Genomic DNA, 14035 nt, shown 5'->3' on the forward strand with positions numbered 1-14035 from the left:
CCCGATCACGGCCTGCGTTGCCAAAGCGTGACGATGTTGCTTGGTCACCCACGTCATCCTGGAGCAGCGGCGAAGCCGCGCAACTCCGGGATCCATCATAGGGCTCGGTCGGTGCCCTATGATATATCCCGGGACGACCTCCGGTCGCCCAGGATGACGCGCGTTTCTACATGCCGCCACAACGCTCTACGACCTTCCCTTGGCCGCGAGCCCCGCGACATCGGCGATGATGCCGTCCAGTTCGAAATTCTTCGGCGTGTAGACCGCGGCGACGCCCATGTTGCGCAGGGCGTTTTCGTCGTCGGGCGGGATGATGCCGCCGACCACGACGGGGATGGTCATGCCGGCGACGCGCAGGCGGGCGGTGACATCGCGCACCAGCGGCAGATGCGAGCCCGAGAGGATCGAGAGCCCGATGATGTCGGCTTGGCATTCCTGCGCCTGGGCGACGATCTCCTCGGGCGTCTGGCGGATGCCGCCATAGCTCACCGCCATGCCTGCATCGCGGGCGCGCACCGCGATCTGCTCGGCGCCGTTGGAATGGCCATCAAGCCCAGGCTTGCCGACGAGGAAGCGGGGCACGCGGCCGAGCGTTTCGGTGGCGCGCGCGACGGCGGCCTTCACCGTGGCGAGGTCGGCATTGTCGCCGAGCTTGGTCGTGTCGACGCCGGTCGGGGCGCGGTATTCGCCGAAGATCTCACGCAGGGTTTGCGCCCATTCGCCCGTGGTGACGCCGGCCTTGGCGCAGGCGATCGAGGCCGGCATGACGTTGCGGGCCTCCTTCGCGGCCGATGCGAGTTCGGCGAGTGCGGCTTCCGCAGCCTTGGCGTCGCGGGCCGAGCGCCAGGCCTTGAGCCGGCCAATCGCCTCCAGCTCGACGGAATCGGAGACGGTGACGACATTGCCCTCGCCGGCCGAAAGCGGGGAGGGCTCGCTGTTGGTGAATTTGTTGACGCCGATGACGATCTGCTCGCCGCGCTCGATCGCCTCGATCCGGCGGGCGCCGTTCTCGACCAGAGCCTGCTTCATGTAGCCGGTCTCGATGGCGGCGAGTGCGCCGCCCATATCGTCGATCTTCGCCAGTTCCTCGAGCGCTGCCGCCTTGAGGTCGGCGACCTTGGCGTCGATCACGGTCGAACCATCGAAGATGTCGCCGAATTCGAGCAGGTCGGTCTCATAGGCCAGCACCTGCTGCATGCGTAGCGACCATTGCTGGTCGAAAGGGCGCGGCAGGCCGAGCGCCTCGTTCCAGGCGGGGAGTTGCACGGCGCGGGCGCGGGCCTTTTTGGAGAGCGTCACCGCCAGCATCTCGATCAGGATGCGGTAGACGTTGTTTTCGGGCTGCGGCTCGGTCAGCCCCAGCGAATTGACCTGCACGCCGTAGCGGAAGCGGCGCATCGCCTCGTCGGCGACGCCGTAGCGGCCGAGCGTGATCTCGTCCCAGAGCTCGACGAAAGCCCGCATCTTGCAGAGCTCGGTGACGAAGCGCATGCCCGCATTGACGAAGAAGGAGATGCGCCCGACCACCTCGGGAAACTGTTCCGCCGAGACCTCGGGCCGCGCCCGGATCGAATCCAGCAGGGCGATGGCGGTTGCCAGCGCAAAGGAGAGTTCCTGGACCGGCGAGGCGCCCGCCTCCTGCAGATGGTAGGAACAGACATTGGTCGGGTTCCATTTCGGCAGTTCGCGCGCGGTGAACACGACGATGTCGGTGGTCAGCGCCATCGAGGGGCGCGGCGGGAAGACGTAAGTCCCTCGCGAGAGGTATTCCTTGACGAGGTCGTTCTGGGTCGTGCCCTGCAGCGCCTTGCGATCGGCGCCCTGCTCGTCGGCGACCGCGATGTAGAGCGAGAGCAGCCAGGCCGCCGTCGCGTTGATCGTCATCGAGGTGTTCATCTGCGCGAGCGGGATGTCGGCGAAGAGCGCCCGCATGTCGCCGAGATGGCTCACGGGCACGCCGACCTTGCCGACCTCGCCGCGCGCCAGGACATGGTCGGGGTCGTAGCCGGTCTGCGTGGGCAGGTCGAAGGCGACCGACAGGCCGGTCTGCCCCTTGGCGAGGTTGTTGCGGTAGAGCTTGTTGGATTCCGAGGCGTCGGAATGGCCCGCATAGGTCCTGAAAATCCAGGGCTTGTCGCGCGGCGCAGGCTTGTCGCGGGGCGCGGATGTGCTGCCGGCGGGGTCGATCGCGTTCATGCCGTTCCACCCTCTTTTCAGAGCAATCTCAATGTTGCACTGCGTCGAGGATAACGCCAGAGGGTGGCTGAAGTCGCTTGCGACCTTGGGATGAGCGCGCGGGGGGCTCAGCCGCGCCAGGGCACGCCGAAGGTCAGCGTCATCAGCAGTTCCGTGGCGGCTCCCGGTGCGAGCAGGATCACGCCCGTTCGCCGGTCGAGCGGTTCATCGGGATCCGGCGGCGAGGGTAGGCCGTGCCAGGGCTCGATGCAGATGAAGGGCCCGTTCGGTTTGGTCCAGATGCCGAGATGCGGCATGTCGGGGAAATCCACCGCGATCCCCGGCAGACCGTCGGCGCCATACCAGATGTGGTGGCCGGCGCCTTCAGCGATGATCAGGGCATCGTCGACAAACAAGGTGTGGTCGAGCGTCAGCACGCCATCGACGAAGGCGGAGGGGTGGATGTCGGGCGCGCGCTGCCCGTCCGCGCCGAGCCGCAGATGCGACGGGCTTGCGCCATTGCGGAGGCGGATGCGATGCGGCAGGCCATCGCCCTCGGGCAGCGGCCAGAGGAAGGCCGGGTGGTAGCCGAAGCAGAAAGGCATGGGCGTGTCGCCGGTATTGGCGATACGGGCGGTCAGGGTGAGGGCCGCGCCCTCCAGCCGATAGGTCATGTCGAGCGCGAAGGCGAAGGGATAGGCCTGCCGCGTCTCGTCATTGTCGCTCAGCCGCAGCGTGCAGGAGATGTCGTCCTGCGCGGTGAGCTGGAACGGGCTGGTGCGGGCGACACCGTGGCTCTTGATCGGATAACGTTCGCCATCGATCAGCACCTGGCCGCCCGGATGCTTGCCGATGACCGGGAAAAGCAGGGGCGAGCGCCCGGCCCAGATCGCCGGATCGCCGTTCCAGAGCCAGTCGCGGCCCTGTGCATCTGTGACAGACTGCAGTTCGGCGCCCAGTTGGGCGACCGTGATGGTGAGGGGTCCGCTGCTCAATTGGATCATGGCGGCTCCTAGTTTCCCGTGCCCGGCAGGCGCGGCAGCGGCAGGAAGTCCACGCCCTCCTCATGCAGCATCCGGGCATCATCGCGCGAGGCCTCACCATAGATCGGGCGGCTATCGCTTTCGCCGTGATGGATCTTCAGCGCCTCGTCGGCGAAGCGCTTGCCGACATGCTCGGCATTGGCCGTGACATGGGCGTGCAGCGCCGCGACCATTTCACGGAAGGCGATCTCCTTTTCGCCCATGAGCGCGACCGGTGCAGTCTCGGGCGCGGTCGCGACGGGCTCAGCCGGTGCAGCCTCTCGATTGACCAGCCGCGCCCCCCTGTCGCTGCGTGCGACATTGGGGGCCATGATGGCCCGCTCGACGCGGATGCTGTTGCAGACAGGGCAGGACACAAAGCCGCGCCTGGCCTGCTCGTCGAAGCTGGCCGAGGTCGCAAACCAGCTTTCAAAATCGTGGGCGGCGTCGCAGATGAGCGCGTATTTGATCATGTCGTTCCAGTTCGCCGCGGGCGGCTCCCACCCGGCGGCTGATCATGGGGCGGGCCGTCGTTCATGCGGCCAGGAGCTTGTCGAGTTCGCCGCGGGCATCGAGCGCATGGATGTCGTCGGAGCCGCCGACATGCTTCTCGCCGATGAAGATCTGAGGCACCGAGGTTTTGCCGCCCGCGCGCGCCGTCATGGCGTGGCGCAGTTCGGGCTTGCCGTCCACGTCGATCTCGTCGAAGGCGACGCCCTTCCGGGTCAGCAGCGATTTCGCCGCCTTGCAATAGGGGCACCAGGCGGTGGTGTAGATCGTGACGGCAGGCGCCTTTTCAGCACTCTTCGTTTCAGCAGGCTTTGTCTCAGCAGTCTTTGTTTCAGCAGTCATGGCGGCATCCATCATGTTGCGGTGCCACCAATGTAGTGTCTCGTCACCCATTCGTCACGGTCCACACGCGTGATGAGCCGCGACCGTCACGATCCGTCGGTGACCACCCGCGCGAAGGTGAGGACGTCGATGGCGCTCGCGCCCGCGCGCAGCAAGGCACGGGCAGCGGCATTGGCGGTCGAGCCGGTGGTGAGCACATCGTCGACCAACAGGATGCGACGTCCTTCGACGTCGGGCCTCGCGGCGGGATGAACCTTGAACGCGCCCTGGAGATTGTCGGCGCGCTGCGCCCGGGTCAGGCCGACCTGCTGGCGCGTCCGTTTGATGCGGGACAGCGCGAGCGGCGCCAGCGCAACGCCCGATTGCCGCGTGAGGATCTGAGCCAGCACCCCCGCCTGGTTGAAGCGGCGGCTCCACAGACGCGTCCGGTGCAGGGGCACCGGCACGATCAGATCGGCATCGGGCAAAAGATCGCGGCCGGCCTGTGCCATCATGCGGCCCATCGCCAAGGCGAGGTCGGTGCGGTCGCCGTATTTCAGGCGATGGACCAGTTCGCGCGCCGTCCCGTCGAAGCGGCAGACCGCGCGCGCCCGGGCGAAAACCGGCGGATCGGCGATCGCGGCGGGAGAGATCAGCCCCTCGCCGAGATCGACGGCGAAAGGCGTTCCCAGCCGTTCGCAATAGGGGCGCTCGATGAAGCTCAAGGCGCCCCAGCACTGGGAACACAGCGCCTGGGCCTGTCCGGTGGCGGCCTGGCAGGCGATGCAGGAAGGCGGGTAGACGATGTCGATGACGCCGCGCAGGCTTGTCCGCACTAGCGCCGCCGCGTGCTGCCAGGGCCTTTGCAGCAGGCTTTGGGAGATGATCGGCCTATCGATGGCCGGCCCGTGGCGATCTTTCGTCTCCAAAGCGTCCGCGTCAGAGATGAACCGGTCTTGATGGAGGAGCACTGGCTCCCTGGCCCTGTCATATTGCACTGCAGCGCCTATCTAAGGACCGACGGCACCGTCCTGCGCAACGTTTTCGTCTGCGTCGGATGCGGCGGCCGTCCCTCATCATTCTGCTCTCGCGTCCATGAAGGTCACCCCATGAGCCATGCAGCCACGCCCGTCCCGGCCCTGTTCACGCCGATCCAGATCGGCGATATCGCCCTGAAGAACCGCATCGTCATGGCGCCGCTGACGCGCAACCGCGCCACCCATGGCAATGATGCGCCCAATGCGCTGAATGTCGAGTATTATCGCCAGCGCGCCAGTGCCGGCCTGATCATCACCGAAGGCACGCAGGTGTCGCAGCAGGGCCAGGGCTATGTCTGGACGCCGGGCATGTACACCAATGAGCAGGTCGCCGGCTGGAAGGCGATCACCGATGCCGTCCATGCTGAAGGCGGCGCCATCATCGCCCAGCTTTGGCATGTCGGCCGCGTCAGCCATGTCTCGCTGCAGCCGGGCGGACAGGCGCCGGTGGCGCCCTCGGCACGCGTTGCCGACACCAAGACCTATATCGAAAGCGGCTTTGCCGCCGTCTCGCCGCCGCGCGAACTGGCGCTCGATGAGATTCCCGCGATCATCGGCGAGTTCGTCACGGCCGCCGAAAATGCCAAGGCCGCCGGCTTCGACGGTGTCGAGCTGCACGGCGCCCATGGCTATCTGATCGACCAGTTCCTGCGCGACGATTCCAACACGCGCAGCGACGCCTATGGCGGCTCGATCGAGAACCGCGTGCGCTTCGCGCTGGAGGTGGTCGAGGCCGTGTCGAAGGTGTTCGGCAAGGGCCGCGTCGGCATCCGGATTTCGCCGGTCAGCCCGGCCAATGATGCGCGCGATTCCGATCCGCAGGCGCTGTTTGGCCATCTCGTCGCGAAGCTGAGCGAGGCCGGTATCGCCTTCATCCATGTCGTCGAAGGCGCGACGCGCGAGGCGCGCGACTATCTGCCCTTCGATTATGCGGCGCTGCGCAAGGCCTTCAAGGGCGCCTATATCGCCAATAACGGCTTCACCCGCGAGTTGGCGATCGAGACGATCGAGAACGACGGCGCCGATGCGATCGCCTTCGGGCGCCTGTTCATCGCCAATCCCGACCTGGTCGAGCGGCTGCGGGTGAATGCGCCGCTGAACACGCCGGTGGTCGAGACTTTTTATGGCGGCGACGCCAAGGGCTACACCGATTACCCGGCGCTGAGCGGCGCTGCGGCTTGAGGCCCGTTCCGGCGCCTTCGGGCGCCGGACTCTTCTGGACCGAAAGGGTGCGCCGCCAGCGCACCCTTCCGAATTTTGACGGCCAGACGCAAAAACAGTTGCAGGCTGCTCCAAGCCCGACTAAACAGCAGCCCTTGCCGCGCTGCGCCCATCGTCTAGCGGTTAGGACGTCGCCCTCTCACGGCGAAAACCGGGGTTCGATTCCCCGTGGGCGCGCCACTGCGGCCGGTCGTCTCCCCTCGCATCGGTCGGGCGGAGACAACAGCCTTCTTCTCGATCCTTTGATATTGAGACGGCTGCCCGCTTGGCGATGTCGCTTGCGGATGCTCCATTGACTGCATGTCCGGCGACGCGGGCTTCCGTCACACCGCGTTTCGCGTCTTCAGCCTGTCTTCCCAGGCCAAGGCATGGCGGACGATCTCCTCGAGATCGGCATGCTCCGGCGTCCAGCCCAGTTCGCTGCGGATGCGGTCGGCTTTGGCGACGAGCGAGGCCGGATCGCCGGCGCGGCGGCCCGAGCGCTTGACCGGGAAATCGACACCCGAGACCTGCTTCACCACCGCGACGACCTCGTCGACCGAGTACCCGCGGCCGTATCCGCAGTTGAGCGTCAGGCTCGCGCCGCCGCCGCGCAGATGATCGAGCGCCGCCAGATGGGCGCGGGCGAGATCGGTGACGTGGATATAATCGCGGATGCAGGTGCCGTCGGGTGTCGGATAGTCGGTTCCGAAGACTTCGAGCCCTGGACGTTGGCCGAGCGCCGCCTGGCCCGCGACCTTGATCAGATGGGTGGCGTTGGGCGAGGACTGGCCGGAGCGGCCTTTCGGATCGGCGCCTGCAACGTTGAAATAGCGCAGCACGACGAAGGCCAGCCCATGGGCGCGGGCGGCATCGGCCAGCATCCATTCGCTCATCAGCTTCGAGCGGCCATAGGGGTTGATCGGATCAAGCTCGATCTCTTCGGGCACCGGGCTGATGGCGGGCTCGCCATAGACCGCCGCCGTCGAGGAAAAGATGATCTTCGAGACGCCGCCGCGAACCGCGCTCTCCAGCAGGCTGCGTGTCTTCACCGTGTTGGCGAGATAATAGCCCAGGGGATCGGCGACGGAGTCCGGAACCACGATCCGGGCGGCGAAATGGGCGATCTCGGCGATGCCCTGCTCGGCGATGATGCGCGCGACCAGATCCTGATCGGAAACATCGCCTCGAACGAGCATCGCCTCCTTCGGCACAGCCCACCAGAACCCGGTCGAGAGGTCGTCCAGCACGACGACCCGCTCACCGCGATCAAGCAGTTCGAGCACCATATGGCTGCCGATATAGCCTGCTCCGCCCGAAACAAGTACAGTCATGGTCGCGGTCGTTTCTGCTTGCGGTAAGTGGTCGACGGGTTCAGGGCCCGGTTTTGCTGGCTGCCGTGGGGTTGGCCACAACCATCCGTCGGGATGGCCGCAGTGCCCTGCTTGCGTCCCATATCGCATGCAGGCTGTCACTGCTTAAAGCCGACACCGATCACCTCATGTCGTTTTTTGGCCCGGTCATCTACGCCTTGAATCGTGACATGAAGCGCCGGTCGAACCATTCCTTCAGCCACCATACCCATCGTTCTGGTGTCCAGCCCGCACTCGGTCAGCGGACTCCGGCCCTCGGAAATGCCAAGCGCCGGCAACCCATGCTAGGCCCTCTGGTCGTTTGCATTGTGCACATTGTGCACGCAACATGCATGTGATAGCCGAGTTGAAAGGCGTGGCTTTCGGGGTGGACCAACATGCGGGAAACGTTGCGCAAACGCCTCGAAGCCGGTGCTGTCTCGGTCGGTCTGGCAGCCTGCGTGGTGCGCACGGTCGAGATCGTCACGGTGGCGCGCAGCTGCGGCTTCGATCTGCTGCTCGTCGATATGGAGCATGGCCCGATCGCGATCGGCGACGCGGCCTCGATCAGCGTCACCGCCTGCGAGGCCGGGCTGCCCTGTCTGGTGCGGGTCGGTGGTCCCCATGCGCCCGATCTCGCCCGCGTGTTGGACTGCGGCGCCGAAGGGGTGGTCGTGCCGCATGTCGAAACGGCGGATGAAGCCCGGCTTGTCGTCGAGAAATGCCGCTTCCTGCCCGCCGGCAAACGCTCCTTGCCGAGCCCGCTGGCGCGGCTGGGCTTTCGCGTGCCGCCCGCCGCGCAGATGATGGCCGAGATCGAGACCGACACCGTCGTCGTCCTGATGATCGAGAGCGCGCTCGGGGTCGCCAATGCCGAGGCGATTGCCGCGGTGCCGGGCGTGGACATGCTGATGATCGGGGCCAACGACCTCGCTGCCGACATGGGCCATGTCGGCGCCGTCGAGCATCCCGCCGTGCTGGCTGCGTTTGCGCGAATCGCGGGCGCGGCTGCCGCGCATGGCAAGGCCTTCGGCGTCATCGGGGTCGGGGAGGCGCTGCTGCGCAGCCATGCCTATGATCTCGGTGCGAAAATGATCATCGCGACCAACGACATCAACCTCCTGATCGATCGCGGCCTGGAGGTTGCAGCGCGGGTGCGCGGGCTGGCCTGACATTATTGCTGCACAGGGCCGTCCGCGCGGCGTCACGACAATCTGGAGACGGGACATGGCGTACGACCTGATCATCACCAATGGCACCATCGCCACCGCATCGGACGTGTTTTCCTGCGATGTCGGCATCCGCGACGGCGTCATCGTCGCGCTTGGGCATGATCTCGGGGCGGCGACGCATGTGATCGACGCCAGCGGCCACCTCGTCCTGCCGGGCGGCATCGACAGCCATGTCCATATCGCCCAGCCCAGCGGCGACGGCATCGTCATGGCCGACGACTTCGCCTCGGGCACGCTCTCGGCGGCGTTTGGCGGCAACACCACGGTGATGCCGTTCTGCATGCAGGAGAAGGGCACGTCGCTGCGCGAGACGGTGAAGGATTATCACAAGCTGGCGGAGGGCAAGTGCTTTACCGACGTCTCCTTCCATCTCGTGATTTCCGAGCCGACCGAGCAGGTGCTGGGGCAGGAACTGCCGGCGCTGATCGAGGACGGCTACACCTCCTTCAAGGTCTTCATGACCTATGACGGGCTGGCGCTGAACGACCGCGAAATGCTCGAGGTGATGTCGGTGGCGCGCGAGACCGGCGCGCTCGTCATGGTCCATGCCGAGAATTACGACGCGATCCGCTTTCTGACCGACCGGCTGGAACGGGGCGGGCATATCGCGCCGAAATTCCACGGCACCTCGCGGCCGATTCCCGTCGAGCGTGAGGCGACGCATCGCGCGATCTCGCTTGCGGAACTCGTCGATGTCCCCGTGATGATCGTCCATGTCTCGAATCGCGAGGCGATGGAGGAGATCGCGCGGGCGCGCTCGCGGGGCTTGAAGGTCTATGGCGAAACCTGCCCGCAATATCTCGTGCTGACAGAGAAAGACATGGACGGCCTCAACATGGAGGGCGCGAAATATGTCTGCTCGCCGCCGCCGCGCGACACCGCCAGCCAGCAGGCCTGCTGGGAGGGGCTTTCAAACGGCATCTTCAACGTCTTCTCCTCAGACCATTGCCCGTTCCGCTATGACGACCCGGCCGGCAAGTTGATCCCGAAGGGCAAGACCTCCTTCCGCTGGGTGCCCAACGGCATTCCCGGCATCGAGACGCGACTGCCGATCCTGTTCTCGGAAGGCGTCGGCAAGGGGCGCATCACGCTGAACCAGTTCGTCGCGCTATCCTCGACCAACCACGCCAAGACCTACGGACTGACGAAGAAGGGCTCGATCGCGATCGGCATGGATGCCGACATCGCGATCTGGGACCCCAAACGCGAAGTCACGATCAGCCAGTCCCTGCTGCATCACGGCAGCGACTACACGCCCTATGAGGGCATTGAGGTGACGGGCTGGCCGGTGACCACGATCCTGCGCGGGCAGGTCGTGGTGCGCGATGGCGAGTTGGTGGGCAAGCCGGGGCAGGGAGGCCATGTCGCGCGCGAGCGATCGGCGCTGGCCGCCCCAGTAGGACAGCTGCCGACCGGGTTCGAGCCGGCGGGGCGATACAGATGAGGATGATCGCGGTGCCCGGTCTTGATGGCCGGCGCCGCTTCGTCCAAAAGCGGTCCTGCAACCTGAGCACGAAGACGACAGCATGACCCTGACCGAGCCGAGCGACGCTCCCGAGCAGACGGGCGGCTACAACCTCTCCAACCTCGCCTACAAGGCGGTGTCGGATATGGTGCGCGCTCGTCGTCTCAGGGGTGGGGAGGTCATCGTCGAGGCCAAGCTCGCCGAGATCCTCGGCATTTCGCGGACGCCGCTGCGCGAGGCGCTGCAGCGCCTCGAAGGCGAAGGCCTGGTGGTCAAGGCGGCCAACCGCTCCTTCATGGTCCGCAATGTCGATCTCGGCGAATATCTGCAGAGCCTGAAGGTGCGCGAACTGCTCGAAGGCGAGGCGGCGTTCCTGGCAGCCGGGCGGCTGTCGCAGGCCAAGCTCGGCATGGTCCATCGCGAGATCGACGAACTAATGGCGGCGACGACCTACCACACCGACGCCCATTGGCGCTCGGACGACAATGTCCACGGGCTTTATATCGACGGCTGCGGCAATGCCGTGATGGGCCAGATGATCCGCTCGCTGCGCGTCACCACGCGGTTGTTCGAGATCGCGCGGCTCGCCGACCGGGTCGGGCAGGACGCGGTCGAGCATCTCGAGATCGTCGTCGCGCTCGAAGCCGAGGATGCCAAGCGCGCCCGGAAGGCCGCCCAGGCGCATATCAAGAGCCTGTCGCGCTTCTCGTTGGACAATATTTCCTGAAGAGGCAGGCAGTTTCCGCCCGTCTCAGCCACGCGAGCGGATCAGCGCCACGCCGCTGGCGATGACAATGGCTGCGCCCAGAAGCGTCGCCAGCGTCGGCACCTCGCCGAAGACGAGATAGCCGATCAGACAGGCCGCGATGATCTGCGAATAGATCATCGGCGAGATCACGGCGGTCGGTGCGCGCCGGAAGGCCTCGATCAGCAGGAGATGCGCCAGCGTGCCGAAGGCGCCGCCCACCGCCAGCAAACCCCATTCCCACGGCGCCATCAGCGACCAGGACCAGGGCAGAGCGAGCGAGGTGATCAGCAGCGCGAAGAAGCCGACATGGAAGAGCATCGCCAGCGGGGCCTCGTCACCGGCGATGGCGCGGGTCAGCACATGATAGCCGGCATTGGCCAGCGCCATGGCGAGCGGAAAGACGAGAAAGCCGCCGGCGCCGGGCGCTGTCGGCTGCAAGGCGACCATGACGCCGGCGAAACCGGCCAGAATGCAGGCCCAGCGCCGCAGCGAAGGCTGCTCCTTCAGGAAGATCATCGCCAGGATGGTCGCGATCAGCGGCGCCGAGAAGGTGATCGCATAGGTCTGCGCCAGCGGCATCGTCTTCAGCGCCAGCACGATGAAGACGGTGGTGCCCACCAGCGCCGCGCCGCGACAGAGCTGAATGAAGGGGTGTCGCGTCACGAGCATGCGCCGCGCGCCGAGAAACGGCATGGCGGCGATGAGGTAGACGACCTGGAACAGGTTGCGTCCCCAGGCCAGGAACAGCACGTCGTGTCGCGCGGCCAGTGCCTTGAGGATCGAATCGAGGCTGACGAAGCAGAAGGTCGCCACGACCATCAGCAGCGCGCCGATGACGATGTCGCGCCGGCCGCGCCGCGGGGCCTCGGCGCCGGCCTCAGACAAGGGTGAGCAGCCGGCGCGGCGTCTCGGTCAGAAGCTGGTCGATCATCGCCTCGTCGAATCCCTTGCGGCGCATCATCGGCACCACATTCTCGATGAGATGGCCATAGCCATGGCCGCCATGACGCTTGAGCCGGGTCTTGGTGCAGATGTCCTGCGAGAGCGTCACCTGCGCGCCGTGCCCGCGCGCGAAAAGCCCGGCGATGAGGTTCAACCGCATGCCGTCATTGGGCAGGTCGATCGGCGCGAAGGGGTAGTGCGAGGATTCGATGCCGAAGAAATCCCACTCCGCCACCGCGCCCGTCTCGACCAGCGCCAGCGCCTGGTCGAGCGTCGCGAAGGTGCGGTCGAGATGGCTGATGATCAGGCGCGTGACGTCGCCCCCCGCCGCTGCGACATGCGCGACGACCTGCAGCGGCGAGGCCGGGTCGCGGCCCGGATGGACGTTGATGCTGGCGCCGGTCTCGCGCTGCGCGATGGCCGCGGCGGTGAGGGCGCGCAACTCCCCCGGAGTGGGCGGGTCGCTGATGCCGATCTCGCCGATGATGCCGGCGCGCACATCGGTGCCGCGAAGACCATCGCGGACGCTGGCGATCATCAGCGCGGCGAGGTCGTCGGTCGAGCGGGTGGTCAGGGCCCAGCCGGCGAAGCTCTCGATATAGACGCCGCAGCCGGCGACGATCGCAACGCCGGTCGCCTGAGAGATCGCCCTCAGGCCGAGCGGGTCGGGCTTGATGCCTTCGATGGTCAGCTCGACGATGGCGCGGCCGCCGCTCTCGCGGAAGAGCCGCACTTCTTCCGTCATCTCAGCCACGTCCGAGAGGATGTGGTTCCCGTAATGCCGGCACCAGTGGTAGCGGATTTCGGCTGCGTTCCAGGGCGTGATCTCGACCTCGGGAAGGCCCAGTGCGGCGAGCTCCGGCGGCGTGACGTCGCAGAGCAGATGCTCGTGCATCAGTGTCGGGCCGAGGTCGGCGGGCGCGAGCGGGCCGCAGACGGTCTGGATCTCGCCGGGGGCGGCGGGGCGGTCAGGCGGCATATCGATTTAAGCCCGGGCGGTCTGCGATTGGCTCATGTTGGTTCAACAGCTTCGTCATCCCGGCCGTAGCGAAGCGGAGCGCCGGGATCCATGGTAGGGAACTGCGCTCTACGATGGATCCCGGAGCAGCGCCGCTGACGCGGCTTGTCCGGGATGACGACTCGTTTTTGTGTAGGACGGGCTCAGAAATACGGCGTGAAGCCGGTCGGGTTGAGCATCTTGATGCCGAACCACTTCATCCACAATTCGTCGGTCTTGCCGCGGCGGTGCATCTCGAAGATCGCGACGTTGAGCCAGTCCTTCAGGCCGGTCGCGTTCTTGGCCAGGCCGAAGCTGCAGTAGTAAACGTCGACCGGCGTCTCGACGACCTTCCACTTGACGTCCTTGAAGCGGTTCATCTGCTCGCCGACGAAGTCGATCACGTCGATCATCGCATCGCCGCGCCCTTGCGCCAGTGCGCGCACCGCGTCGGGATAATTGTCGAGCAGCGTGACCTTGGCCTGCTTGAGGTTGTCCTCGATGAACTTGACCGGCGTCGTGCCGCGCACCTGGATCAGGGTGACGTTGGGATTGTCGAGTTCCTTCCAGTCCTTGTAGGGCTTGGCCTCGGTCGTCAGCACGCCGAAGACCTCGGTATGCACGGGCACGGTGAAGTCGATGACCTTGGCGCGCTCGGGATTGCGCGTCATCGCGCCCATGACGAGATCGATCTTGCCCGAGGCGACGAAGGGAATGCGGTCGGGCGAACCCGTCTGCACGATCTCGAGCTTGACGCCGAGCATCTTGGCGATCTCGGTGGCGAAATCGACGTCGAAGCCGACGATCTGGTTCTTGTCGTCGAATTTGGCCAGTGGCGGCAGCGTCGGATTGACGCCGACCTTGAGCGTGCCCGATTTCAGGATCTCGTCGAGCGAGCGGGCGCCTGCGGTCATCGGCAGGGCGGCGGTGGCGAGGCCGAGCAGCGCGGCCAGGCCGAGCGCGAATTTATTGAGCATGAGTCCCCTCAGACATGTCGGTTGAAACGCCTCGGTTGCGCCATGCCAGGCTCTTGA

At 66.1% G+C, this 14035-nt stretch carries 13 protein-coding genes and 1 tRNA gene; 5 read left to right on the forward strand and 9 right to left on the reverse strand.

All coding sequences use genetic code 11. The features are described 5' to 3' along the window. Window positions 1-186: 186 nt before the first annotated feature. From IP69_RS12730 to IP69_RS12750, 5 genes are all read right to left on the reverse strand, one after another. Window positions 187-2196: a protein meaA gene (locus tag IP69_RS12730; protein ID WP_054143197.1), complete on the reverse strand. Its 2010-nt coding sequence runs from the start codon at window positions 2194-2196 to the stop codon at window positions 187-189. Between the two features lie 107 nt (window positions 2197-2303). Further along, a complete protein-coding gene (locus IP69_RS12735; RefSeq protein WP_082359270.1) occupies window positions 2304-3179 on the reverse strand; it encodes an aldose 1-epimerase family protein in 876 nt (291 codons plus the stop codon). A gap of 8 nt (window positions 3180-3187) precedes the next feature. Next, a complete protein-coding gene (locus IP69_RS12740; RefSeq protein WP_054143199.1) occupies window positions 3188-3670 on the reverse strand; it encodes a DUF1178 family protein in 483 nt (160 codons plus the stop codon). A 61-nt stretch (window positions 3671-3731) separates the two neighbouring features. Further along, window positions 3732-4049, reverse strand: a complete 318-nt coding sequence (gene grxC, locus IP69_RS12745) for a glutaredoxin 3 (RefSeq protein WP_082359287.1) — start codon at window positions 4047-4049, stop codon at window positions 3732-3734. A gap of 86 nt (window positions 4050-4135) precedes the next feature. Continuing rightward, window positions 4136-4864 (reverse strand): ComF family protein, encoded by a 729-nt coding sequence (locus IP69_RS12750; RefSeq protein ID WP_248306819.1) that lies wholly within the window; start codon window positions 4862-4864, stop codon window positions 4136-4138. Window positions 4865-5137: 273 nt separating this feature from the next. Here IP69_RS12750 and IP69_RS12755 point away from each other — a divergent pair, with 273 nt between their 5' ends. Further along, on the forward strand, window positions 5138-6247 hold the full coding sequence (locus tag IP69_RS12755; RefSeq protein WP_054143200.1) for an alkene reductase: 1110 nt from the start codon (window positions 5138-5140) through the stop codon (window positions 6245-6247). Window positions 6248-6391: 144 nt separating this feature from the next. Then, window positions 6392-6466, forward strand: a tRNA-Glu gene (locus IP69_RS12760). A gap of 143 nt (window positions 6467-6609) precedes the next feature. On the opposite strand, the gene galE is transcribed toward IP69_RS12760, so the two are convergent. Then, on the reverse strand, window positions 6610-7599 hold the full coding sequence (galE, locus tag IP69_RS12765; protein ID WP_054143201.1) for a UDP-glucose 4-epimerase GalE: 990 nt from the start codon (window positions 7597-7599) through the stop codon (window positions 6610-6612). Between the two features lie 416 nt (window positions 7600-8015). Between galE and IP69_RS12770 the strand changes: the two genes are divergently transcribed. The 3 genes from IP69_RS12770 to IP69_RS12780 all read left to right on the forward strand — a co-directional run bounded on the left by IP69_RS12770 (window position 8016) and on the right by IP69_RS12780 (window position 11041). Next, window positions 8016-8789: an aldolase/citrate lyase family protein gene (locus tag IP69_RS12770; protein WP_197279841.1), complete on the forward strand. Its 774-nt coding sequence runs from the start codon at window positions 8016-8018 to the stop codon at window positions 8787-8789. Between the two features lie 40 nt (window positions 8790-8829). After that, on the forward strand, window positions 8830-10293 hold the full coding sequence (gene hydA / locus IP69_RS12775; RefSeq protein WP_282568241.1) for a dihydropyrimidinase: 1464 nt from the start codon (window positions 8830-8832) through the stop codon (window positions 10291-10293). Between the two features lie 82 nt (window positions 10294-10375). Beyond that, window positions 10376-11041 carry a GntR family transcriptional regulator gene (locus tag IP69_RS12780; RefSeq protein ID WP_054143203.1) on the forward strand — a complete coding sequence of 222 codons (666 nt, stop codon included), beginning with the start codon at window positions 10376-10378 and terminating at the stop codon, window positions 11039-11041. A gap of 24 nt (window positions 11042-11065) precedes the next feature. On the opposite strand, the gene IP69_RS12785 is transcribed toward IP69_RS12780, so the two are convergent. The 3 genes from IP69_RS12785 to IP69_RS12795 all read right to left on the reverse strand — a co-directional run bounded on the left by IP69_RS12785 (window position 11066) and on the right by IP69_RS12795 (window position 13978). Beyond that, window positions 11066-11947: a DMT family transporter gene (locus IP69_RS12785; protein WP_054143204.1), complete on the reverse strand. Its 882-nt coding sequence runs from the start codon at window positions 11945-11947 to the stop codon at window positions 11066-11068. Continuing rightward, a complete protein-coding gene (locus IP69_RS12790; RefSeq protein ID WP_054143205.1) occupies window positions 11940-12983 on the reverse strand; it encodes a hypothetical protein in 1044 nt (347 codons plus the stop codon). Before IP69_RS12790 ends, IP69_RS12785 begins: the two co-directional genes overlap by 8 nt. 182 nt (window positions 12984-13165) lie before the next feature. Continuing rightward, entirely contained in the window at window positions 13166-13978 is an 813-nt protein-coding gene (locus IP69_RS12795) for a transporter substrate-binding domain-containing protein (RefSeq protein ID WP_054143206.1), read from the reverse strand. Between the last annotated feature and the right edge of the window lie 57 nt (window positions 13979-14035).

Origin of the sequence: Allobosea sp. AAP35, assembly GCF_001295925.1 — a bacterium.
GTDB lineage: Bacteria > Pseudomonadota > Alphaproteobacteria > Rhizobiales > Beijerinckiaceae > Allobosea.